This is a genomic window from Spirosoma luteolum (genome assembly GCF_054778875.1).
Map to the genome: position 1 here is coordinate 1 of NZ_BAAGZE010000021.1, position 23,185 is coordinate 23,185.

The following is a 23,185-nucleotide window of genomic DNA, read 5'->3' on the forward strand; positions in this document are numbered from 1 at the left end:
CTGCCCCATCTCAACGGCACGTGCCATATCGTAGTCGATTTATAAAAGCCATGAAAGTAGCTAACTTGCTGACGTTACTGATACCCAACTTTACGACGCACAGCACCGGGTTGGATTTCGACCCGGCAATGGCGACGTTTACCGCCGATATCTGTACAACCACAACCAACCCTATGAACACCCAAGCTCTCAGTCAGCTGTTTCCGGCCGACGACCAGATTCCCGCGGCCTACGCTCTCGAGCCGCTGCACCAGCGCGAATACCTTATCAATGGTGAGATGCGCGCCTGGCAAGGGCCGACGACCAATGTGTTTTCCCAGATCAGCGAACCCCAGCCCGACGGTACGTTCAAACCCCGGCTGGTGGGCAGTTTTCCGGTGACGGGTCCGGCCGAGGCCATGGAAGCCCTCGATGCGGCTGTAGCCGCCTATGACAACGGCCGGGGCGAATGGCCAACCATGTCGGTGGCCGACCGGATCCGCTGCATGGAAACCTTTGTGGGCAAAATGCTCGAGCAGCGCAGCCGGGTTATCAGTCTGATGATGTGGGAGATCGGGAAAAACCTGCCTGACTCGACAAAGGAGTTCGACCGCACGGTGAAATATATCTACGACACCATCGATGCCCTGAAAGATATCGACCGGTCGGGGTCGCGCTTCCGCGTGGCGGAGGGAATCATTGGCCAGATTCGCCGGTCGCCCCTGGGCGTTGTGCTGGCGATGGGGCCGTTCAACTACCCGCTCAACGAAACCTACACTACGCTTATCCCGAGCATTCTGATGGGGAATACCATCCTCTTCAAAACGCCCAAACACGGCTCGTTACTACACTACCCGCTGCTCGAAGCCTTTCGCACCAGCTTTCCCAAAGGGGTTGTCAACTCGATCTACGGCCGGGGCGCCAACGTCATTCCACCGCTTATGCAGTCGGGTAAGGTCAACGTACTGACGCTGATCGGATCGAGCCGCGTGGCCGACGAACTGCAGCGCCACCACCCCAAGCTGAACCGGTTGCGGTCGATTATGAGCCTGGACGCGAAAAATGCCGCCATCATTCTGCCTGACGCCGATCTCGATGTGGCCGTCAGTGAATGCCTGCTGGGCTCGCTCTCGTTCAATGGCCAGCGCTGTACCGCCATCAAGATTATCTGGGCGCACCGCTCCATTGCCGATGCCTTTCTGGCCAAGTTTGGGCCGGCCGTAAGCCAGCTCAAGCCGGGTATGCCCTGGGATGCCGGCACGCAGATTACCCCGCTGCCCGAACCGGGTAAAGTGGCCTATCTGAACGACTGCATCCGCGATGCCGAAGCGGGGGGCGCCACGGTGGTCAACGACGGCGGAGGGGAGTCGGCGGGCTCGCTGTTCCGGCCGGCTGTCGTATATCCCGTTCGTGAGGGCATGAAACTGTACCGCGAAGAGCAGTTCGGGCCCGTGGTGCCCGTGGTAGTGTACGACGATGTGGAGGAGTTTATCCAGTACCTGATCACCGACGACCACGGCATGCAGGCCAGTGTGTTTGGTACCGATACCGATCGCATTGCCGAGCTGATTGATCCACTCGTTAACCTGGTATGCCGGGTCAACATCAACGCCCAGTGTCAGCGGGGGCCCGATACGTTTCCGTTTACGGGGCGTAAAGATTCGGCCGAAGGAACTTTGTCGGTCGAGGATGCGCTGCGGTCGTTCTCGATCCGGACCTGCGTGGCTACCAAGGAAACCGATGCCAACAAAGCCATCCTGAACGAGATCGTCGGCGAGCACAAGTCCGACTTTCTGAGTACCAATTTTATTTTCTAAGTCCGGGCCGGGGGCTGCATCCGCGCAGCCCCCGCCGGCCTGTAAACGGCGTGTTTGGGCCAGTGGGCACCGACGCGCCAGCCCTGCTTTTGCTGATTGCCGATAAACTAACCAAAGTCTTCACGGGCGATGTCCGGGCCGTTCGGTCGGTGTCGCTGACGCTCGAACCAGGCCGTATTGTGGCCCTTGTGGGGGCGAGCGGTTCGGGCAAGAGTACCCTGCTGAATCTACTGGCCGGCCTGGCCGATGCCGATGCGGGCGCAGTAACGCTCAACGGCGAACGGGTGCCCGGACCGGCCGAGGTGCTCATTGCGGGCCATCCGGCCATCCGGCTGGTGCATCAGGAATACCAGCTGATGCCCAACGTGTCGATTCGCGAGAATATCGCCTACGCCCTGCGCTTTTTCGAAGCGTCGTATCGGGCCTACCGCGTGGATGAACTGCTGCGGCTGTGCCGGCTCACGGAGGTGCAGGACCGCCTGCCCCGGCAGGTGTCGGGGGGCGAAAAGCAGCGCACAGCCATTGCCCGCGCCATTGCCGACACGCCCGCCGTGCTGCTGCTCGACGAACCGTTCAGCCACCTCGACCTGCCCAACCGGTTGCTGGTGCGGGAGGTGCTGTTTGAACTGATTCGGGCGCAGCAGACAGCCTGCCTGTTTGTTACCCACGATGCTACGGATGCCCTGTCGCTGGCCGATCGGATCGGTATTCTGCGCGACGGGCGGCTCATTCAGCTCGACGACCCCGAAACGGTTTATCGGCAACCCAAAACCGCCTATGCCGCCCGGCTGACGGGCCGGGTCAATATCCTCCGGGCGCGGCAACTGCCTGAGCTGGGGCTGCCAGCCAGCGGAGGCTCGCCCGAGCAGCGGTTTGCCATTCGCCCCGAACAGCTGCAGCTCGATTCGGCCGGGGTGCCGGGGCAGGTGCGGGCCCGCTATTTTCTGGGGGCCAGCTACGAACTGGACGTTACGCTGTCGCGCTACCTGACCCTACATGTGCTGACCAACCGGCGCGACCTGCAGGTGGGCGATACGGTGCATCTGCGGGTAACCGACCCGGCCATCTGGCCGCTCAAAGCCTGAACCATTGGCCGTGACCGGGGTTATACGATCGAACAAACCAACGCATGCCATGAACCGCAACCCTGATTCGCCCGATATCAAAACCGATACCAGCCTGCACCCCGAGGAGAATTTCCTGGTCGGAGAAGACACCGACAACGTGGATGCTTCGGGCGTCGACGACGATTCGACCGGTAAGCAGGATGATTTCCTGGGCAAAACAAACACCAGCGACGAAGCGGCTGACCAGGACTAAGCTCCGCAGCAACCACTGCCGGGCACACAGGCGTCGACCGCTACGGGCTCGATCGCATCCAGGGGGCCACAACAGGCCGCCAGGGTGCCGTCGGGCCCGGGTCGGTTCTGGGCCTTACACTGGGTCTGGTCGGGTGTGAGCCGTACCGTCAGCTGGTCGCTGGTCAATAGCCAGTCGACCGGGTACAGCTGTCGGGTGTCGAAGCGACTGTTGCCAAATTCAATCTTCACCGGAGCCGCCGGGTCGAGGGGTAGCTGCTGCTGCACCAGTTCGACAATCGACAACGCTTTCCGAACCGGCATGGCCCGGCCGGTTGCGGCTCCGCCGGGCTCCCAGAGCTGCAGCACAATTTCGGTCCAAGCGTTGCGCTGACCGCCACAGTCGACCGACTGAATCACCACCTGTTTGATTTCGGTAATGTGATAATTGGGCGCCACCCGCTCGTTGGCTCCATAGGCAAACTGCAGTTCGTGGTCGGGGAATCGGCTGAGCATCGTCGTGAATGACTGCCAGCTCAGGCGATCCGTGAGGGTCTGGTTTGTTCCCATTGGTATATTGTAATATTGCGATTGATAAACGTAAAAAAAGAGTGGTCAGCAGCAGTTAGTTGCCGACTCGTCGGGTAACGAAGCTGCTCCTTGGTCGAACAAATCACCAAACAAGCGCCGGGCCTCGGCCCAGACGGGTGGATTGAGGCAGTAGCAGACGCGGGGCGGATCGATATCACCCCGGATGATACCGATCCGCTTGAGTTCTTTGAGATGCTGCGATACGGTGGCCTGGGCCAGATTCAGTTCATCGACCAGATCGCCACAGATACAGGCCTTTCGGCTGATGAGCAGCTGCAGAATGGCGACCCGGGCGGGGTGGGCAAAGGCTTTCGCCAGATCGGCCAGCCGGTTCTGTTCAGTCGTAAAGATTTCGGTTTTCGTAACGCCCATGCAACAAAGGTAGCAAAATCAATCGTAATAATACGATTGATTTTGCCTGATCAAAAAAAAGGCTCCGGGTAGAGCCTTTTCTGGATTGTGACAGCCCGTCTATGTCTAGAGCAGGCGCTTGATCAGCTGTTCGACCGAGATCCCTTCGGCCTCGGCCTTGAAGTTTCGAACCACCCGGTGCCGCAGAATGGGCAGGGCGACCGCCTGAATATCTTCGATGTCGGGCGAGTATTTGCCATTGAGCAGGGCGTTGCATTTGGCGGCCAGAATAAGCGCCTGCGATGCCCGCGGACCCGCGCCCCACTCCAGATACTGGTTGGTGTCGGGGGCCGCCAGTTCGGTGTTCGGGCGCGTTTTATGAACGAGTTTAACGGCGTACTCGATGACATTGTCGACCACTGGTACGCGCCGAACCAGGTGCTGAAACTCCCGAATCTGTTCGCCGGTCAGTATGCGCTGCACCTCGATCCGTTTGTCGGTTGTCGTGCTCTTCACGATGTCGAGCTCCGACTGGTACGAGGGGTAATCGAGGTAAATGTTGAACATAAACCGGTCGAGCTGGGCTTCGGGCAGGGGGTAAGTACCTTCCTGTTCGATGGGGTTCTGGGTAGCCAGTACGAAGAACGGGCGGCTCAGCGGATATTTCTGCCCGGCAATCGTCACCGAGTACTCCTGCATGGCTTCGAGCAGGGCCGACTGGGTTTTGGGTGGCGTCCGGTTAATTTCATCGGCCAGGATGATGTTGGCAAAAACGGGGCCTTTGATGAATTTGAAGTTACGCTCCTGATCGAGGGTTTCGGAGCCCAGAATGTCGGAGGGCATCAGATCGGGCGTAAACTGGATGCGGTTGAAGTCGAGGTCGAGTACCCCCGCAATGGTCTGGATCAGCAGCGTTTTGGCCAGGCCCGGCACACCCACCAGCAGACAGTGGCCCTGGCAGAAGATGGCCGTCAGCAGCAGCCGGACCGTATCGTCCTGGCCAATAACGACTTTGCCAATTTCGCGCTTGAGGTTTTCGTAGGAACTGGTCAGGGCCTTGGCAGCCTCCACATCAGAAGAATAAGCCACAATGGTTAGGTTAGAAGGTTATGGATTGGTAACGTTGATCGGGGGGAAGTTGGGTCGTTTTAACGTTGTAGGGTTGGGCGGTTTTATAGTTGTAGGGTTGGAACGTTTTAACGGTAGCGTGCCTGGACGCTTGCTTGCGTTATCCGTCAGGCCTGAGCGTAGCTAACCTGTCGACCAGCTAACTAAACAACGCGCTAACGCTTCAACTCCCTAACTCTATAACGGTCCAACCCTATAACTCCCTGACTCTACCCCGTCATTCACCACCCCCCAGCTGGGCGGCACTGGTTTGGGTAGTGCCGAAAATGCGGCAGCCCTGAAACTCGGGGTCGAGGGTAATATACACGTCGGCAACCGACTTTCTGAACCAGTCGTCTATGGCCCGGTTCTTTTTGTTCTGCAGCACGATGTTTTGCAGCTTCTCGAAGTCGATTTTAAAGTCGGCCGTGTGCGGATCGACTTTGCTTTTGAAGTACAGGATACGCATGGCACTCTTGCCATCTTCGGTCCGGTAGGGCAGCGGAGCCGACAGGGTACCGACTTTCATGGTGTCGAGCATAGAGAACATGGCGTATTCCATCGTACCATCCATCGCCAGCCGCGAACTGCCCGACTGCGGGTCGCGGAGCAGACCACCGGCATCGGCCGTATTCTTATCTTCCGAAAAATCGTGAGCCGCCTTTTCGAACTTGATTGAGTCGACCGCGATCAGCTGTTTCAGGCTGTCCAGGAAGCGGGTAGGGCCGGTCAGGTCGAGCCGGTTGTAGTCGGGGCGCAGCAGAATGTGGCGGGCGTGGTACTCGGCCCCGCGGGTTTCGAGCAGCTGAATCAGGTGAAGCCCAAAGTCAGACTCGACCACGTCGGATAGTTCGTTGGGTTTCAGCTTGAGGGCCGCGCCTTCAAACGGCGCCACCATCATACCCCGTTTGGCGAAGCCCAGGTCGCCCCCTTTTTCGGCCGAGCCAACGTCTTCCGAGTTTTCCTTGGCCAGCTTGGCGAAATCTTCGCCGGCTTCGACCCGCTTTTTAAAGTCGAGCAGTTTCTGGCGAAGGGCTTCTTTCTGTTCTTTGGTAGGTTTGGCGAACCGTACAATCTGACCTACTTCAACGTCGGCCGGCATGTAGGGCAGCGAATCGCGGGGAATGGCGTCGAAAAACTTCCGCACATCGCGGGGCGTCACCTTCACGTCGGTGGTGATCTTCTGCTGCATTTTCTGCACCACTTTCTGATCTTTCACCTGCTGGCGCAGTTCGCTTTTCAGCATCTCAAGGCTTTTGCCGTAGGCTTCGACAATGTTTTTTTCGGAACCGAACTGCGACACCATGTACTGCATACGGGTATCGAGTTCGCTGTCGACGAGTTTATCATCGACCACTACCGAGTCGATATCGGCTTTGGCCAGCATCATTTTATTGATGACCAGACTCTCGAGCACCTGGCAGCGGGGGGGCGCCTGCTGGTTCTGACTGGTGTACGACTGCATGGTCTCGTCGAGATCGGAGCGCAGCACGTAGTAGTTATCAACTTTGGCGATAATCTTATTGATGCTCACCGGCTGTCCCTGCCCAAAGGCCGTCATCGTAACCAGCCAGCCTACCAGCGCCAGCGCGATGGTGTTCATACATTGTTTCATGTCCTAAAGATAACGAGGGAACGCCATACGTTCCGGCTTTTAACCATTTTTAAGAAGGGGGTACTAGCGGTGCAGTTTACGCAACTCCGCTTCGTTGAGCTGCACCGGGTACTGTTGACGCAGCCGGGCCATCCACTGCTGTTCGAGCTGAGCCTGGTAGGCATTGATCACCGCGCCCCGGGCTTCGGCAAAGGTTTTGGCCCGGGCCGGTTCGATGCGGCCGAGCAGCACGGCAACGGCTTTACCACCCGGATGCAGTACGGTAGTAGAATTAGGTTTCCAGGGATCGATGCCGTCGATCAGCGGATTGGTACCCTGAGCGTAGAGGCCTTCTGTGATCGTTACCGGCTCGGCACCCGTGCGGGCGTTGAGAGCGGCAATGGCATCGGCTTTGGCATTGGAGTAGTACTGGAGGGTAAGCCGGCGCTGCTGGCCCGCTTCCTGCCGGGCTTCACCGGGGCGCACTCCCTGGTAGTCTTTCTCCATAATACGGCTTAGCGCAATGCCGTTTTGCCGGAGGTAAGCAACGGCATTGCGAATGCGGCCCGCCGATACCGAGTCACGTTCGGCCGGATCGTGCGCACCGCCCAGTTCGACCACGTAGTCGGGGTTGCGCGCCAGAACCGCCACCGCTTCGTAGAGCGACTCGAGGCTTTTGGCCGACAGGCTTGTCTGCGTGCGGTCGAAGTAGAGCGGGGTGCTGGCCCGGCGCAGGGCATAGGGCGCTTTACCCGCCAGTACGTCCTGGGCCTGTTTCAGCACGGCGTCGGTCGGGGCGGTCAGGATCGTGGCCTGCACCCGTTCGGGAAACTGGTAGTCGGCCTTGTGGGCTTCGTAGTACGCTTTCTGGCCCAGCGAGTCGGCAATCGACCGCTCCCAGACATTCTGCTCCATCATCTGCGACAGCAGCACGCCATCGCGGATTTCGCTCATCAGCGCCCGGAAATCGGGCGATTTGGTCTCGAGGCTGTTTTCTTCGGCCGCCAGCACCTGATCGCCCACAAACCGGTCGAACTGCCGCTGCATGGCCACCGCCGGCGATCCGTTGGGAGCCGGGGCCACGGGCTGCGCGGCCGGCGCGGTCAGGCTCGGGTTACGGGCCGGCTGCTGATGCTGCCGCACGTAGTCGAGAAACTGATTAACGGAGAAGGGTGTCGTGTCGACCGTTACGAGCGTTTTGTTTTGCAGGGCGGGTGGCAGCGGTTCGGCGTAGCGCCACCCACCGCGCAGCAGGCTGCTGTCGGCCAGGGTCTGCACCTGCGCAAACACAGCCATATCGGGCCGTACGGTATGCGTTTTCCGGAGCCGTTGCAGCACGGCCTGCCGCATCACCTCGGCCCGCGAATCAGTAGTCACGCGTTGCCGCAGCGACGGGGCGAGGTCGGCGTAGGGCTGAATGCCGCGCCGTTCGATGAGTTTGAGAATGTGCCAGCCGTAGTTTGTTTTCACCGGCTTCGAAAAGTCGCCGGGGCGGGCGAGGGCAAAGGCCGCTTCTTCGAACGCCGGCACCTGCCGACCCGTTTCGACGATGGGCAACACCCCACCTGACAGCCGCGAGGTCGCATCGTCCGATACGTCGCGACAGACCGTTTCGAACGCTTCGCCCTGTTGCAGACGGGCGTAGGCCGCGTCGATGCGCTGCTGGGCTTTCTGCTGACCAGCTTCGCCGGCACCCGGACTCATCCGGACCAGGATATGCGCCACTTTGACCAGCCCCCGGCTGGCCCGACGGTCGTTGACCCGGACGAGGTGATACCCAAAGCGGGTCCGTACGGGGGGCGATACCTGACCAACCGGTGTTTCGTAGGCGGCCGTTTCGAGCGGATACACTACTGAAAACGCCGTAAAATAACCCAGATTGCCGCCATTGGCCGCTGTAAGCGGGTCGTTGGAGCGTTCGCGGGCGAGTTGGGCAAAGTCGGCTCCACCCTGCAGCTGCCTGCGGAGCGCCAGCGCCGACTGGTAGGCCGCCAGCGTATCGGCAGGGGCGGCATCGTCGGAGAGGGCAATCAGCAGGTGCGACGCATTTACTTCCTGCTGCATCCGCTGGTAGGCTTCGGCCGCCAGCGATTCGACCAGTACCTTGTCGGTCAGGTACGACTGGGCCAGTTGTTTGCGGTAGGTGTTGATCTCCTCCCGGAAGGCTTCGGTGGTGTCGCGCCCCTGGGCTTCGGCCGCCACCACCTTCAGCTTGAGGTTGGTGTACAGATCAAGGTAGTTGCGAATGTCGGTCCGCTGAACGGAGTCGGCCGACAGTTGATTTTTGGTGTACGACTGAAAGAAGTCGTCGGTTGTAAACGACTTGTTGCCCAGTGTGATCAGAACGGGCTGGGGGGGCGTCGGCTGAACCACCGGAGCGGTTGTTTTGCAGGCAGCCGCCAGCAGGGTCAGCAACAAACCGCCAGTAAGTTGGCGCATAGCGTCGGGGAAATGGTGATGGGTACTAACTGAGTGATCGGGGTCGATGGTCCGGTAATCGGTAAACGGCAGACGGGTCAAAAACATTCGCCCGGCCCCCGTCACTGCCCGGGTTCTGAACGATGTCGGGGGCTTACTTATTGGCCGGGGGCGCGGCAACGGCCGGGCTAACCGTTAGCCGGGTCGGGGCGGGCTGGTTTTTTTTCGCGCGTCCTTTGATCAGCCGGATGTCGTAGCTGAGCCGGTAGTCGAAGGCATCGCGCAGATTTTGACCCGAAAAGACGACGGGCACCCGTACATACCCCTGCCGGTTCTGGCGCAGGTCGGCCTCGCGCAGGTCGACACTGCTCTGGCCGAGCAGATCGTCGTCGTCGAGGTGATCCATGAGCGTCATACCCAGCCCCGACGCTACCAGACCGGCCGCGATGTAGCGCAGCGGGGTTAGCACTTCGGTAGCGGTCAGCAGGAACGATGCCGGCCCCGCCACGATGTTATGAATGCGCCGGACCTGTTCGAGCAGCTTCTGGGCGCGGTTATAATCGTCGACTTCGATCAGCACCAGCGACGCAACCACGCGGCCGTTGGGCGGTACCGGCAGCTGAATGGGGAGGGCGGGGTTGGCCAGCGTAGGCAGATTCAGCTGCTGCCCTTTGCGAACTACCTCCACACCCCAGCCACCGTTGACAACGGCGGTCGCCCTGTTGGCGGCATCGTAGCTCGTGAGCGAGTAGGCCAGCATCAGCTCGTCGCGCCGGCTGAGGGTTTCTTCGAGGTTAACCGCCTGCAGCGTCGTTGGCTGCAGTTCGGCCGTAATGGATTTGGTTGGCGCGCAGGCCAGGGCCAGTACCAGCAGGCCCGCGTAGAGTGGTATTTTGAGCATGGCAGATCAGGCAGGGTTGGGCACTTCCTCAACAATTGACTCGCCGGCCGACCCATCTCCGCTGGTCCACTGCCAGCGTTCGTGGAGCCGCAGTCGTCCGTCGGGCAGCCGTTCGGGCGTGGTGTGGCAACGGCCGGTCATCAGGTCCCCGGCCAGATTGACATGCTGGTAGCGCATATCGAGGGTGTTGTCGGGGCCAACCGTGGCCAGCAGGGTACCCCGCACGATGGCGCCCCCGCTGTATTCGGCCCAGACCAGCCGGCCTTCCTGATGGTAGTAAAACCGGGTGTCGCTGCCGACCTCACCATTGGCGGTGTTCTGGCGCGACACGAATACTTTTCCGTCGTAATGCATCGTCATCGTAGTTCGTCCAGCAGTCTGAAGTACCGGATCTTGTCATAATCAGGGTTGGTCAGCCCGTAGGCCGTCAGAAACCGGGTCGTAAACCGATCGGTACCCAGGGCGTCGGTCAGGTCGCGCAGGCACAGCGCCAGATCGAGGTACCGATCGCCAACGCCCAGTTCGCCCAGATCGATAAAGCCGCTCAGCGCCCAGTTGTCGAGCAGCAGATTCGACAGGCCACAGTCGCCGTGGGTAACCACCCAGTCGTCGGTCGCCGGTCGATCAGCCCGCAGCTGATTCAGGATTGTCGCGGGGGGCAGCCCCCGGTTGGCCGGGTCGAAATCGTCGGCATCGACCAGCCCCCGGGCCACGCGATCGGCCAGTTGCCGCAGTTTCGTGTCTGTCCGCTGGTCGAACGGGCAGTGGGCCGGGTCGAGGCTGTGCAGCCGGCGCAGGGCAACGGCCACGCCATCGATCAGCCGGTGTGGGTCGGTCAGCCAGCCGGGGTCATCGGCCGGCCGACCCGGTATGGCCCGCGTCAGCAGGTAGTCGATGCCGGCGTGTGACCCGGCATACAGGCATTCGGGAGCCGGAATGCCCTGCCCGAGGAGCCAGCGGGTGGCTTCGGCTTCGTGGCTCAGCCCACCCAACAGATCGGCCGGACCCAGCTTCAGGTAAGCCGATGTATCCTGGCCCGACAGCCGAAAGACCTGGGCCGAAGACTGCCCTGCATCCACAACCGACAGACCCGCCGTCAGCCCACGGGCGAGCAGGCAGGCCCGCAAGGGCCGGGGCAGGTTGTCGATCGCTAGCATGGGTACCTAGAGGGCCGGTTCCTGCTGGCTCAGGCAGTGGAAGCTGCCGAGTCCCCATACAATGTCGGTAGAGTCGATGCCGACTACCGACCGGCCGGGAAAACACTGCCCGATCAGATCGAGGGCGGGCTGGTCTTGCGCACACCGGAAGGTAGGCACGATCACGGATCCGTTGGTAATCAGGAAATTGGCGTACGAGGCCGGCAGCCGCAGCCCGTCGCTTACGACAGGGTCGGGCATGGGCAGTTCCACGATATTGAGCTGCTTGCCGTTGAGCAGCCGCATTTGTTTCAGCTCGTGGTGAATGTCCTGCAGGAAGGGGTAGTTGGCGTCGGCTTTGTTGGCTTCGTATGCCGCAATCACCGTGTCTTCGTTCACGAAGCGGACCGTATCATCGATGTGGCCGTCGGTATCGTCGCCCACAATGCCTTCTTCGACCCAGAGTACCTGCTGCACCCCGTAGTAGTTGCACAGCAGGGTTTCGATGTCGCCCTGGTTGAGGTGGTTGTTGCGGTTCTGGTTGAGCAGGCAGGCCCGGCTGGTCAGCACCGTTCCCGCGCCGTTGAACTCGACCGACCCACCCTCCATGATCACCGGCCGGCCGCCGGCCATGGGTGTTACGTAGGGCAGCTGGCGGTAGTTGGCAATGGCCACCGGAATCTGGTTGTCGAGATCGAAGGGTGGGTATTTGCCGCCCCAGGCGTTGTAGGCCCAGTTGACGATCAGGCGCTCCTGCCGGTCGGGGTTGATCAGGAATGCGGGGCCGTGGTCGCGGCACCAGGAGTCGTTGGTGGGGTGGGGCAGCAGCGTGATACGGCTCATGTCGGCCCCGGCCGCTTCGAGTAGTCCGGCAGCGGTCTGCATCACCGACGCATTGTGGGCGTTGATGCAGACCTGTTCACTGGCCGCAATGGCTTTGATAAAGTCGATGTAAGCCGGCAGCATCAGCGGTAGCCGCTCGGTGGTCCAGGAAGCTTCGGTATGGGGCCAGCTGAGCCACGTGGCTACGTGCGGGTGCCACTCGGGCGGAAAGAAAAACCCATGCCGGGCAGGAATAAAATCAGGAGTCAACACAGAGGCAGTCGTCGGCAGCGCCATGGAAACGAAAGTAGTTTACGGCCGCAAAGCTACGAAAATCGGTCCGCCTGCCGCCAGCCAACCCCGCTATTCCGACGGAAAGAGCCCCGCAACAGCGGCAGGGGTCAGGCCCGCAAAATCATCGATAATGAGCGAGGCCCCCGTGTCGGTCAGCTCCTGCCGGCTGTGCGTAGTGGCCAGCGCCACCACGATCATGCCTGCCCGCAGCCCGGCTTCGATGCCCGCAAAGGCATCTTCGAACACCACGCAGCGGCTGGCGGGGGTGTTGACCCGCTGGGCGGCTATCTGGTAAATCTCGGGGTCGGGTTTGCCCCGGCTGACCATGCTGGCATCGACAACCGTCTTGAAGTAGGGGCGCAGGGCCAGCCCATCGAGGGTGTAGCCCAGGTTGCTGACGGGGGCCGATGTGCCCACAGCCGCCGGAATGTGGGCTTGTTGCAGGGCCTTCAGAAACGTCACCAGCCCGGTAGTTGGCCGGCGATGGGGGCGGTATAAGGTGCGGTAGATGCCTTCCTTTTCTTCCGTCCGCCGGGTTAGTTCATCCGGCGACAGCGGGTGGCCGAATACGTAGGCCATGGCATCGGCCGACACGCGGCCGTTGATGTGTTCGACGTATTGTTCGCGGGTCAGCGTCATGCCGTTTTGCTGGGCAAACTGAATCCAGGCGTTGATGTGAAAGTCGGTGTTATCGACCAGTACGCCGTCCATGTCGAACAGCGCGGCCCAGGCGTGGAGCATAGGGTTTTCAGTTTTCAGTTTACAGTTTTTGGTTTACAGTTTGTTGTTTGTGGTTTGTGGTTTGTTGTTTGTGGTTTTCAGTTCGTGGTTTGATGTTCAGGGCTTTGGGTTGGTAGTGTGTGGTTTTCAGTGGGGCCGGGTCAGCGGGTGGTCTGGCGTTTGTGCAGAAGCTTCGATAAGCCAGGGATTGGCAGAAGCGACGAACTACCCGATTCCATTCAGTAAACCGTAAACTGAAAACTGAAAACCACAAACCACAAACTACACACTCCAATCTTACAGCCTGTCTCCCGCCAGCAGGGCGGCTTCGTGGAGCAGTTCAGTTGCCACCAGTTCGTCGGTGACGGCTTCAATGCGTTCGTCGATGCCATCGATGCGTTCGCGGTCGAGCACGTTGGCCTGGTTCATGCCCAGCAGCAGGCGTCCCACGTACAGCAGGTTCAGCGAAAAGCGAAGTTCAGGCAGGGCCTGACTGTGTCGGGTCTGGTTCATACGCGGGCCGCGCAGGCAGTGCCTACAGGGGTTTGATTTTAACGTTTCGGAAATAGATCGGTGCGCCGGCGTGTTTGCCCTGCAGTCCGATAAAGCCATGCAGCGGCAGGGCGTCGGGGGCTTTGTTCAGCCAGGCGGGCACGTCCGACCCATCCGGGTTCTGGGTGGCCGTTGGAAACTGCCGCAGGTCGATGGTGTTGACCAGCTGGTTGTTCAGCACAACGTAGATCATCTTGCCCTGGCAGGTGATGGTGTACCGGTTCCACTCGCCGGGCTTCTTTACCACGCTTTTGGTAGCGGCCTGGTGCCCAAAAAAGGCCCCGCTGCGCCAGTTGGCCGGAGCTTTGGCCCACTGATCGGCAAAATCATCGGCAATCTGAATCTCTACCGAATTCGGAATCCAGTTGGTTGTGTCGCTGGCGTGTACGACCACCCCGCTGTTGGTGCCCGGCGCTGTCCTGAACTGCAGGTCGAGCACAAAATCGTCGTAGGGCACCACGGTCCAGATGGCTTTATCGGCCGAGGCCGTCAGCTCGCCCTCGTCGTACGTCCAGATACCTTTGGGGTAATTGGCGTTCGACAGATCGCGTTCGAACAGCGGCTGCCAGCCCGCCGTGTTGGTATTGGGGTGGCCGGTGGGGGGCGTCTGGGCGAGGGCCAGCGGAGCAAGGATGGTCAGCAGCAGGGCAGCCAGCAGGCGGAGGGTAAGCATAGCGGACGGGCGTTGGCGACTAGTGGTTTTTGAGGGCCAGCCCGATGTGGGCCAGGTGGTGTTCGGCATGCCAGACCGTAATCGACAGTGCGTCGGCCAGCGACAGGTGTTTCTGGCGAATCGGGTGGTAGTAGGTCAGGGCCAGCTCGGTGGGTGTCAGGGTCTGGGCCAGCCAGGCCAGCCGCTCGTGCGTTCCCTGCAGCATCGTGAGCGAAAACGCAACCGGAGCCGTCTGGGCTTCATCCAGCGATGCCCAGGCATCGACATCGCCCACCACGGCCTTCGTGTCGGATTCGGTCAGGGCGTGTTTCAGCCGGAGATAGTGCAGCAAATGGGTGTCGGCCACGTGGTGAACCAGTTGCAATACCGTCCAGCTATCGGGGCGATACTGCCGGTTCAGATCGTCGTCCGATCGGTTGGCCAGTTTGTCGGCATACTCGCCCGGCAGTTGCCGGATGCGGTCGATCAAATAGTACATATCGTCGGATGAATACGACGGGCGACCCTGCCACGGGCCGATGGGAAAACGCAGGTACTCAGGATCGGAATAGGACATAGGTAGGGGGCAGCTAAAAAAACGGTCAGCGCCGGTTGTCGGGTCGACCGCCGGCGCTGACCGTACAGGCAAATAACGCGATAAATCCTAAACAGCCGACGTGCTCAGCTGCCCGGCTGCCGGAATGGCAGCAGACGGCTCCTGCCGGTAGCTTTTGAGGATCCAGCCCCCGCCCACCACGTCGTCGCCTTCGTAGAAAACAGCGGCCTGGCCCGGTGCAATGGCCGACACACCTTCGCTGAAGCGCACATCGATGGTGTCGCCCGACTGGCTGACGAGGGCGGGCGTGCCCGGATCTTTATACCGCACTTTGGTCACGGTCTGCAGCGGGGTGGTCAGGACCGGGTATTTCTGCAGGTTCAGTTTGCCCACCGTCATCCCGTCGCGATACAGGTCTTTGTCGATCCCCAATACCACTTCGTTGGTGTCTTTCCGGATTTCCGTAACAAACATGGGCTGTCCGAACGCCATGCCCAGGCCCTTACGCTGCCCGATGGTGTAGAACGGATAGCCATCGTGTTTGCCCAGAACCTTGCCCGTGCCTTCCTGCACAAAGTTGCCGCCGGCTACTTCCTGCTCCAGACCCGGCACCCGGCGCTTCAGAAAACCTCGGTAATCGTTGTCGGGCACAAAACAGATCTCGTACGACTCCGATTTAGTTACCAGTTCGATGAAACCGCGCTCGGTGGCCATCTGCCGGATTTCCGACTTGCGGAGGTGCCCCAGGGGCACCTTGGTACGACTCAGACTTTCCTGCGAAACACCCCACAGTACATACGACTGATCCTTCAGCGTGTCGATGCCGCGCGAAATCACGTAGCGGCCGTTTGAAGGGCCTTCGCTCTGATCCTGCCGGATGTGGGCGTAGTGGCCCGTGGCGATCGACTCGCAGTCGAGCCGGTCGGCCCGGCGCAGCAGCGCATCCCATTTGATGTGGGTGTTGCAGAGCACGCAGGGGTTGGGGGTGCGGCCTTCGAGGTACTCGCCCGTGAAATGGTCGATCACCGAGTCGCCAAACTCTTCGCGGATGTCGAGGATGTAGTGGGGGAAGCCCAGGCTGACGGCAATGTTACGCGCGTCGTTAATACTGTCGAGGCTGCAGCAGCCGGTTTCTTTCTTGCTGCCACCCGAGGAGGCATAGTCCCATGTTTTCATGGTCATGCCAATGACTTCGTAGCCTTCTTCGTGCAGCATGACGGCTGCCAGCGACGAGTCGATGCCGCCACTCATGGCGACCAGAATACGTCCGTGTTTACTCATGTGTGTTGCCGCAACGGCGGCCCGAAAGGGTTCAAAGCCCTTCTTTTGCTGAATCGGCAACGGTACCGACTACCCCCGAACACCGGCCGACCGCCTTTTGGTTTCCGGGTCGGCGATTGCCGGCCGCAGCCGGGCTTCGGGGCCGGTCGGCTTCACAAATCCGGCCGGCGGCTTACCTTTGCGGTCCAATTCTGCGTATCAACCAGGCAACACCGGCATCATGGCACTCCAGACCTTTGTCAAAATTTCCAATATCACCAACCTCAGCGACGCCCGCTACTGTGCCGGCATGGGGGTCGATCAGCTCGGCTTTTCCATGGACCCCCAGTCGCCCGACTACATCGAGCCGGCCCTGTTTACCGACATCCGGGGGTGGGTAGCCGGGGTGGCCATTGTGGGCGAAACGACTTCGACCGACCCCGCCGAGATTGAAGCCATGCTCCAGACCTACCAGCCCGACTGGCTGCAGCTGGGCGACCCCGCGCTGCTGCCCTACATGGCTTCGTTTGAAAAGCCCCTCATTCTGCGCATCGATACCGATGCAACGCCCGTGGCGCAGCTGGAAAGCGTGGTACGCGATGGATCGGCAACAGCCGAGTATATCCTGCTCGAAAGCCGCAACGGCCAGCCCGTCGACGACGCCTTTATGGCCATTGTCGATGCGCTGGCGGGACGCTATCCTATTCTACTGGGCACAGGCATCAGTGCCGACACCATCCACGCGCTGCTGGCCCGGATACCGGTGCGGGGTATTGCCCTGCGTGGCGGCACCGAAGAGCAGCCCGGCAACAAAGAGTTCGGCGAACTCATGGATATTCTCGAAGCCATCGAGGAAGACTAAGCCCCGGAAACCATCATTGTGGCCGGCTGGTCAGGTGGCCCGTAGGCCAGTCAAAAACGCGGTCGATTCACTACTGTGTATTACCTACTATCATTGAAAACATACTTCCATCCAGACCCCCCGCCATTTGTCCAATTCTGATTTTTGGCGTCGGGAGGGAGTCGTAGGTTTACATCGTCAACTAAACGACATAACGCCATGACACAACGATTAGAGCGCATCCCCGACGAGGCTATGGTCGGCGGTGTCGCAGCCGGACTCGCTCACTATTTCGGTATCAACCGCACGGTGGTGCGACTGCTTTTTCTGATTGGCATTCCGCTGCCGGGTTTTCCGGCCCTGCTGATTTATGCTATCTTGTGGATTGTGCTGCCTAAACAGGCCGCCGGTGCATCGGTCCATTCATCAATCGCCTACGCAAACCCCATCTTTTCTATGAATCCCTATAATCCAAACAACCCCACGTCGCAAAATCGCAGCCTGATTGGTGGTGCGGTGCTCATCATTCTGGGCGTGCTCTTTCTGCTCGATCGGTACTTCAACATCGATTTTGGCGACCTGTGGCCGTTTATTCTGATTGCGGTTGGCCTGTGGCTGATCTTTCGGGACCGGATCAAACAGCCATACGATAGCCACCACAACGACCCTACCAATAACCCGGGGCTGTAATGACTCACTACGGTCGGCCGGATCCATCCGGCCGACCGCTTTCTAACCACCTGCCATGCAACGACGACAACACAACGGCTTATTCTGGGGTATTTTTCTGCTCACGCTTGGCGTACTGTATCTGCTCCGCAACGCGGGCTGGATGCAGGGCGACTGGCACACCTTAACCGATCTCTGGCCTGTGCTGCTGATTCTGGCCGGCGTCAACCTGATCCTGAACCGGCTGGGCAATCCGCTTGCCTTTGTCACCACGGTGATGCTGGGCGTTGCCGTACCGGCCACGCTGTTCGGACTGTTTGCCCGCGACAGCCGGGGCTATGGCGTTCACTGGAACAGCCGCGACCGCGACTCGGACGATGAGGAGGACGACGAAGCCGATGACGACGATGATAATGAGTCGGACTACCGCCGGGAACGGGAACGGCGGGGGAGCAGTGCGGTGCGCACAAACACCTTCGCGGAGGCTATGACCGACGATACCCGTGAGGCTGTACTGAAACTGTCGGGCGGGGCCGGTCGCTTTACCATCGGCACCCCCAGCACCGAACTCTTCCGGGCCGATACCCGCCAGACCATCGGGAGCTACTCGATGTCGGTCGATCGGGATCCTACCACCCGGATTCCGACCGTAGAGCTGAAACCAACCGAAGAAAGCCAGCGCCTGCGACTGGGGCAGGATTCGTACGAAAACACGGTGGCTATTCACCTGAATACCAAACCCGTCTGGTCGATGGATATTGGCCTGGGGGCCGGCCAGGGTAAGCTCGATCTGAGCGCCTATGCCGTCCGGTCGCTGAACGTGGGGGCTGGTGCGGCCGAACTCGATCTGAAACTGGGCGCCCGGGCCGATCAGGCCGATATCAAGCTCGAGGTTGGGGCGGCTTCGGTAACCGTTCGTGTACCGAAGGAGGTTGGATGCCGCATCAAGAAAGATGGTGCCCTGAACATCGACGACCTCGACGATTTCACCGACGAGGGTGGGGGTGAATATACCAGCCCCGGCTACGCAGCGGCCACCAAAAAGATGACCATCCGGTTCGAAGGCGGCATTTCGAGCTTCAAGGTGATCCGGTACTAGCATCCATAATGCAGAACGGGTTTACAAGGGCTGTTCCACTAATCGGTATAGCCCTTGTAAACCCGTTCTGCGTTGGCAGACGCTTAATTGTTGAGCCGCTTCAGCAGCATCTGATTAAACATCTGCTCGGTTTTGTAGAGTTCAGCCAGCTGTTGCGGGCTGATTACTTTCAGAAACCGGTTGGTGTATTCTTCGTCGAGATCAGCCAGTTTCTGCTTCGTGGCATTGACCTCACGGATCCCGTTCAGCAACTGGTCGTTATTCAGGTTACTCCGGCCGGGCTCGTTATTGAGCTGGCGGATGCGCCGGTTCAGCTCCTGCTTTTTGCCATTGTATTCGTTGTAGACCGCCCAGAACGACGGCGCCTGATCGGGCGTCAGGTTGAGTCGGTTGGTAATCATCCCGATCTTGGCCGATTCGATTTTCTGGCGGCCATTGGGGTCCTGCGCCCCGGCGGTGAATGCGGTCAGCAACAGACCGACCAGCAAACCAAAACATGCGTTTTTCATTGCGGTAAAGTTAGGCATCAGATGGTCAGGAGTCGACTTCCAGCGACTCCGTAAGGTTTTGCTCGTCAATGTGCTGTTTGATATCGGCCGGCTGCACATTCAGGTAAGGGATGGCCGTGGTATCGCTGCCGAGCGAGGCATGAATCTGTTGTGTGTCAGCCATCTCGTAGGGGTCTACCCCCTGATCGTTCAGGTACGCCAGAATCATCTCGTTGCTCACCCCGTTGAGGGCTTCGCTGGGCAGCGATTCCTGCCGCTGGGGCAGTGTTTGCCAGATCAGAACGGCCACCAGTCCGGCACCCGCCAGCGTGGCCGCCGACCGCTGCCACGACCAGCTGATGGAGAAGGCCGGTTTGGCCTTGCGGGCCACGCGGGCCTGCACCCGCATCGGCAGCTGATCGAAGTAACCCGCTGGCGCCTGAAACGGCTGCTGCCGCAACGGATGCTCGGGAGGCAGTTCGTCTAAGCGGAAAAAATCATCGGTATTCATAGTATTTCGTCTGTACAAGCCTTACGGCCAATTCCGGTTGTATAGCCATTGGACCAGCCGCTCCGGTCGGGGTTTAATCCGTCGTGTCGGTTTTGGTAATGAAATCCTCGATTTTTTTGACGGCCAGGTGATAAGAAGCTTTCAGCGCGCCCACCGACGTGCCGGTGATGGCCGAAATATCCTCGTATTTCATGTCGTCGAAGTACTTCATGTTGAACACCAGTCGCTGCTTGTCGGGGAGTTTGAGCAGGGCTTTCTGTAGTTTCAGCTGCACCTCGTCGCCCGAGGGCTCCTGTCCCGACGTCACGTAGTCGGTATTGCTTTCCAGCTTCTCCATCAGCTCGCCCTCCACATCGCCGATGGGCAGGAAAAAGCGCCGTCGTTTCTTGTTAAGGAAGTTCAGGCACTCGTTGGTCGCAATCCGGTACACCCACGTGTACAACTGACTATCACCCCGAAACTGTTCCAGGCTGTTCCAGACTTTAATAAACGTTTCCTGTACCAGATCATCGGCGTCATCGTGGTCAATGACCATCTTCCGGACGTGCCAGTAAATCTTCTGCTGGTATTTGCGTACCAGCAGATTGAAGGCATAGTTCCGGCTCGACGGGTCGCGAAATTTGGCTAGGAGTTCTTCGTCAGTCATTCAGGTCTGTGTCAACAGGATCCGGTTGGCCGGTTGGCGCGGCCGGCGCCCCGCCGTGCAGTGGCGGTGCGTCGTATCTGCCTAAACCGTAGCGGACACCCGTAGGTTCGGTACCGCATCGGTCAGCTGCCTGTCCGGTGTGGTGAGCGCGACCGCCCGTAAACCGGACAGGCTGGGGTGGCTGAGCCCGGTTCATGGCGGCCAATATATTTGTTTGCCTCGGGAAAATCTAGTTCGGGCCCGCATGAATGCGGCCCGGAAGCGGCCCGACCCCTGCTTAGCCCAGCAGCTGCCGGGCGTGCTGCTTCGTATCGACCTTGCCGATGATTTCGGTAATGAGGCCCTGCTCGTCGATTACAAAGGTCGTGCGCACCGTGCCCATGTAGGTCCGGCCGTACATCGATTTTTCCTGCCAGACCCCGTAAGCCTGCACCAGCTGCTGATCGGTATCGGCAATGAGCCGGAACGGCAGGTCGTACTTTTTCCGGAACTTCTGGTGCGAGGCCGACGAGTCGGTGCTGACGCCCAGCACCTCGTAACCGGCAGCCTGCAGGTCGGCATACCCGTCGCGCAGGCTGCAGGCCTGGGCCGTACAGCCGGGCGTATCGTCTTTGGGGTAAAAGTACAGGGCCACTTTGCGGCCGGCAAAATCAGACAACCGGATGGGCTGTCCGTCCTGATCAAAACTGCTGAAGTCGGGGGCTTTATCGCCAACAGATAGAGACATGACAAAGAAGGGTTAAGGAGCGCCTGGCGGCAACGGCGGCTCCGGTCAGCGTTTTCGTTTACGGGATGACGGGCGGGCCGGGGCGCGCCGAACGGGCGGGCGGGGGGCGGCCACCACGGTACTGTCGGAGCCAATGTTGCCCGACCGGTCTTTTACCTGCACCAATACCTCATCGCCGGGCTCGAAGGGCGTACCCGGCTCGAGTGGGTCCGACCAGAGCAGCGCCCGCTTGTAATCGTATTGCATCAGCACCCACTCACCATTGACCAGCGCCCGGAAGTCGGCAATGCCCGACAGGTCGTCGCGGATGCGGGCGGTAATGCCGGCGGGGGTTGCCGACAGGATCTGCACCGTGGGGGCGTTGCTGTCGGTCATGAGTTGAAACCGCCCCAGCGACCGTGTTTTAAACTCAATCCGGCCTGATCGCCAGGTGCCGCCCAGAAAACTGGCCCGGCCGCCACTCGTCCAGTACATTTTGGTCCGGGCCGTGTCGGCGGGCATCGGGCCTGTGGGCTGGTAATCGATCGTCAGCAGCTCGTTGAGCGGAATGGTCGACTGGTTGATCTCGAGTCCGCTGCCCGCCAGCGGCCGGACGGCCAGGTGCAGCGTATCGAACAGTGTTTTGGGGCCAAACGACAGGCGTGCCGAGCCGACCACGAGCGTTTCGGCCCGGCCCGGCAGGATGCGTTTTTTGAAGTACGTGCGTACCACACTCCGCCCAAACAGCACCGAGTCGGGCAGGTACTGCCGCAGGTCGATCAGGTACACAGCCCGGTCGTTGCGCACGTAGCTGGCCGGCAGGTCGGTGGCGGTGCGCCCGCTCATGAGCCGGGCCACCGGCGGGTTGGTAGCCGACACGTTTCGGACGCTTAGCTTCAGCACGTTCTCATCGGTGGTGATCGTTGCCGAGGGTGGCCCGACCGGGGACGGCGGGCTCACTACGGGTCGTGGCGCTTCGTCGGTATCGGCCGAGTCGGTATCCACGCCGAGGGTGTCGGCGGGTGGTGGCGGCACCGGCACGCCGTCGGGCAGCAGCGTGAAGGTGAGCCGGGCCGGGTGGTCGTAAGCGTCGAACAGCGTGAGCGTTACCTCGTGGGGCTTGCCGTCGAGCAGGGGCAGCCGGCCCCGATAGGCTGCATTGCTCGGTACCTTGTAGAGGTTCAGCAGATTTCCGTCGGCGATGTAGCCGCGATGGTAGCGCTGCCCGCTGGTTTGCTCCACTTCGTAGTTTTCGTGGATGTTCATAAACCGCGTCTGCTCGTTGGGGAAGCTGTTCATGTTGTAGGCAAATACCTCCCGGCCGTCGAGTTTGATTTCGAGGCAGCTGATGCCGTTACGGTAGGGTGAGCCGTTGGCTTTGTCGTAGCCCAGCACTTCGAGCCCGATCAGGCCCGAGGCCGACACCGGCTGCGACAGCGTATAGGTTCCATCCAATTTCCGAACCGGCACGTAGCTTACCCGCTGGTACTCACCGTTGATGCGCGAATCGGCGGTCATGGTTTTGAGGGCGATGCGCTCAAAATAGGGCGGCACATCGTCGCTCAGCTCGGGAAAGCCGTAGAGCAGGGGGTTGATCAGGTTATCGCGGGCGTCGCGCACTTCAAAATGGAGGTGGGGGCCACCCGATCCCCCCGTATTGCCCGATGCGGCAATGACGTCGCCCTGCCGGACCGGAAACTGACCGGGCGCCGGGCGCAGGTCGATCTCAAACGTTTGGCGGGCGTACTGCTGGGTGCGCAGGTAGCGCCCCAGCGTATCGTTGAGGGTTTTGAGGTGCCCATACACCGTGGTCAGGCCATTGGGATGCTTCAGAAACACCACGTTGCCGTAGCCACCCGTAAATACCGCAATGCGCGACACGTAGCCGTCGGCGGCTGCATGGACAGGCAGGCCCTCGCGGCCCCCGGTCCGGATGTCGAGCCCGGCGTGAAAATGATTGGGACGCAGATCGCCCAGGCCACCCGACAGCGAGTTGACACGGCCGGGCTGAATGGGGAACTGAAAATAGCCAGCCTGCAGCGTGTTCGGCAGGATGTAGCCGGTGGGCCGGTCGGCCGGCTGCGGAGTTGGTCGCTGACCAACGGCGAGCCCGGCGCTGGCCAGCAGCGTAACGAGGGTATAACGGAGTAGACGCTTCAACGAATCGAACTAAAAAG

The 23,185-nt window shown here is 60.4% G+C and carries 25 protein-coding genes; 6 read left to right on the top strand and 19 right to left on the bottom strand.

The window, feature by feature from the left end:
• Positions 1–173 precede the first annotated feature (173 nt).
• The 3 genes from ACYVAC_RS18235 to ACYVAC_RS18245 are packed head-to-tail and all read left to right on the top strand — an operon-like array spanning position 174 to position 3,116.
• Positions 174–1,796, top strand: a complete 1,623-nt coding sequence (locus ACYVAC_RS18235) for an NADP-dependent glyceraldehyde-3-phosphate dehydrogenase (protein WP_461099210.1) — start codon at positions 174–176, stop codon at positions 1,794–1,796.
• A 50-nt stretch (positions 1,797–1,846) separates the two neighbouring features.
• Positions 1,847–2,881 carry an ABC transporter ATP-binding protein gene (locus ACYVAC_RS18240; RefSeq protein ID WP_461099211.1) on the top strand — a complete coding sequence of 345 codons (1,035 nt, stop codon included), beginning with the start codon at positions 1,847–1,849 and terminating at the stop codon, positions 2,879–2,881.
• 49 nt (positions 2,882–2,930) lie between these two features.
• Complete coding sequence (locus ACYVAC_RS18245) at positions 2,931–3,116, top strand: hypothetical protein (protein ID WP_461099212.1); 186 nt, start codon at positions 2,931–2,933, stop codon at positions 3,114–3,116.
• On the opposite strand, the gene ACYVAC_RS18250 is transcribed toward ACYVAC_RS18245, so the two are convergent.
• The 14 genes from ACYVAC_RS18250 to mnmA all read right to left on the bottom strand — a co-directional run bounded on the left by ACYVAC_RS18250 (position 3,113) and on the right by mnmA (position 16,069).
• The gene (locus ACYVAC_RS18250; RefSeq protein ID WP_461099213.1) at positions 3,113–3,664 is read right to left on the bottom strand and encodes a DUF6428 family protein; all 552 of its coding nucleotides are present in this window, start codon (positions 3,662–3,664) and stop codon (positions 3,113–3,115) included. The genes ACYVAC_RS18245 and ACYVAC_RS18250 overlap by 4 nt on opposite strands.
• A gap of 45 nt (positions 3,665–3,709) precedes the next feature.
• Positions 3,710–4,057, bottom strand: coding sequence for an ArsR/SmtB family transcription factor (locus ACYVAC_RS18255; RefSeq protein WP_461099214.1), 348 nt, complete (start codon positions 4,055–4,057; stop codon positions 3,710–3,712).
• Positions 4,058–4,162: 105 nt separating this feature from the next.
• Entirely contained in the window at positions 4,163–5,125 is a 963-nt protein-coding gene (locus ACYVAC_RS18260; RefSeq protein ID WP_461099215.1) for an AAA family ATPase, read from the bottom strand.
• A 256-nt stretch (positions 5,126–5,381) separates the two neighbouring features.
• Positions 5,382–6,758, bottom strand: coding sequence for a peptidylprolyl isomerase (locus ACYVAC_RS18265; protein WP_461099216.1), 1,377 nt, complete (start codon positions 6,756–6,758; stop codon positions 5,382–5,384).
• 63 nt (positions 6,759–6,821) lie between these two features.
• Positions 6,822–9,176: a peptidylprolyl isomerase gene (locus tag ACYVAC_RS18270; protein WP_461099217.1), complete on the bottom strand. Its 2,355-nt coding sequence runs from the start codon at positions 9,174–9,176 to the stop codon at positions 6,822–6,824.
• A gap of 133 nt (positions 9,177–9,309) precedes the next feature.
• The gene (locus ACYVAC_RS18275; protein ID WP_461099218.1) at positions 9,310–10,056 is read right to left on the bottom strand and encodes a hypothetical protein; all 747 of its coding nucleotides are present in this window, start codon (positions 10,054–10,056) and stop codon (positions 9,310–9,312) included.
• 6 nt (positions 10,057–10,062) lie between these two features.
• Positions 10,063–10,416: a n-acetylglutamate synthase gene (locus ACYVAC_RS18280; RefSeq protein ID WP_461099219.1), complete on the bottom strand. Its 354-nt coding sequence runs from the start codon at positions 10,414–10,416 to the stop codon at positions 10,063–10,065.
• Positions 10,413–11,213: an APH(3') family aminoglycoside O-phosphotransferase gene (locus tag ACYVAC_RS18285; protein WP_461099220.1), complete on the bottom strand. Its 801-nt coding sequence runs from the start codon at positions 11,211–11,213 to the stop codon at positions 10,413–10,415. Before ACYVAC_RS18285 ends, ACYVAC_RS18280 begins: the two co-directional genes overlap by 4 nt.
• Before the next feature lie 6 nt (positions 11,214–11,219).
• Positions 11,220–12,311, bottom strand: coding sequence for an agmatine deiminase family protein (locus tag ACYVAC_RS18290; RefSeq protein WP_461099221.1), 1,092 nt, complete (start codon positions 12,309–12,311; stop codon positions 11,220–11,222).
• A gap of 66 nt (positions 12,312–12,377) precedes the next feature.
• Complete coding sequence (locus ACYVAC_RS18295) at positions 12,378–13,049, bottom strand: HAD family hydrolase (RefSeq protein WP_461099222.1); 672 nt, start codon at positions 13,047–13,049, stop codon at positions 12,378–12,380.
• Positions 13,050–13,325: 276 nt separating this feature from the next.
• The gene (locus tag ACYVAC_RS18300; protein WP_461099223.1) at positions 13,326–13,541 is read right to left on the bottom strand and encodes a hypothetical protein; all 216 of its coding nucleotides are present in this window, start codon (positions 13,539–13,541) and stop codon (positions 13,326–13,328) included.
• 22 nt (positions 13,542–13,563) lie between these two features.
• Positions 13,564–14,253: a 3-keto-disaccharide hydrolase gene (locus ACYVAC_RS18305; protein WP_461099224.1), complete on the bottom strand. Its 690-nt coding sequence runs from the start codon at positions 14,251–14,253 to the stop codon at positions 13,564–13,566.
• 19 nt (positions 14,254–14,272) lie between these two features.
• Positions 14,273–14,809: a DinB family protein gene (locus ACYVAC_RS18310; RefSeq protein WP_461099225.1), complete on the bottom strand. Its 537-nt coding sequence runs from the start codon at positions 14,807–14,809 to the stop codon at positions 14,273–14,275.
• 87 nt (positions 14,810–14,896) lie between these two features.
• Positions 14,897–16,069: a tRNA 2-thiouridine(34) synthase MnmA gene (mnmA, locus tag ACYVAC_RS18315; protein WP_461099226.1), complete on the bottom strand. Its 1,173-nt coding sequence runs from the start codon at positions 16,067–16,069 to the stop codon at positions 14,897–14,899.
• Positions 16,070–16,289: 220 nt separating this feature from the next.
• Between mnmA and ACYVAC_RS18320 the strand changes: the two genes are divergently transcribed.
• The 3 genes from ACYVAC_RS18320 (at position 16,290) to ACYVAC_RS18330 (ending at position 18,657) form a co-directional block, all read left to right on the top strand.
• Complete coding sequence (locus ACYVAC_RS18320; RefSeq protein ID WP_461099227.1) at positions 16,290–16,910, top strand: N-(5'-phosphoribosyl)anthranilate isomerase; 621 nt, start codon at positions 16,290–16,292, stop codon at positions 16,908–16,910.
• Between the two features lie 198 nt (positions 16,911–17,108).
• Positions 17,109–17,579 (top strand): PspC domain-containing protein, encoded by a 471-nt coding sequence (locus ACYVAC_RS18325; protein WP_461099228.1) that lies wholly within the window; start codon positions 17,109–17,111, stop codon positions 17,577–17,579.
• Between the two features lie 55 nt (positions 17,580–17,634).
• A complete protein-coding gene (locus ACYVAC_RS18330; RefSeq protein ID WP_461099229.1) occupies positions 17,635–18,657 on the top strand; it encodes a LiaI-LiaF-like domain-containing protein in 1,023 nt (340 codons plus the stop codon).
• Positions 18,658–18,740: 83 nt separating this feature from the next.
• Here the strand turns inward: ACYVAC_RS18330 and ACYVAC_RS18335 are convergent, their stop codons facing one another.
• The 5 genes from ACYVAC_RS18335 to ACYVAC_RS18355 form a co-directional block, all read right to left on the bottom strand.
• The gene (locus tag ACYVAC_RS18335) at positions 18,741–19,166 is read right to left on the bottom strand and encodes a hypothetical protein (protein ID WP_461099230.1); all 426 of its coding nucleotides are present in this window, start codon (positions 19,164–19,166) and stop codon (positions 18,741–18,743) included.
• 25 nt (positions 19,167–19,191) lie between these two features.
• Positions 19,192–19,656: a hypothetical protein gene (locus ACYVAC_RS18340; RefSeq protein WP_461099231.1), complete on the bottom strand. Its 465-nt coding sequence runs from the start codon at positions 19,654–19,656 to the stop codon at positions 19,192–19,194.
• A 73-nt stretch (positions 19,657–19,729) separates the two neighbouring features.
• Entirely contained in the window at positions 19,730–20,302 is a 573-nt protein-coding gene (locus ACYVAC_RS18345) for an RNA polymerase sigma factor (protein WP_461099232.1), read from the bottom strand.
• 277 nt (positions 20,303–20,579) lie between these two features.
• On the bottom strand, positions 20,580–21,029 hold the full coding sequence (gene bcp / locus ACYVAC_RS18350) for a thioredoxin-dependent thiol peroxidase (protein ID WP_461099233.1): 450 nt from the start codon (positions 21,027–21,029) through the stop codon (positions 20,580–20,582).
• Between the two features lie 45 nt (positions 21,030–21,074).
• Positions 21,075–23,168, bottom strand: coding sequence for a M23 family metallopeptidase (locus tag ACYVAC_RS18355; protein WP_461099234.1), 2,094 nt, complete (start codon positions 23,166–23,168; stop codon positions 21,075–21,077).
• Between the last annotated feature and the right edge of the window lie 17 nt (positions 23,169–23,185).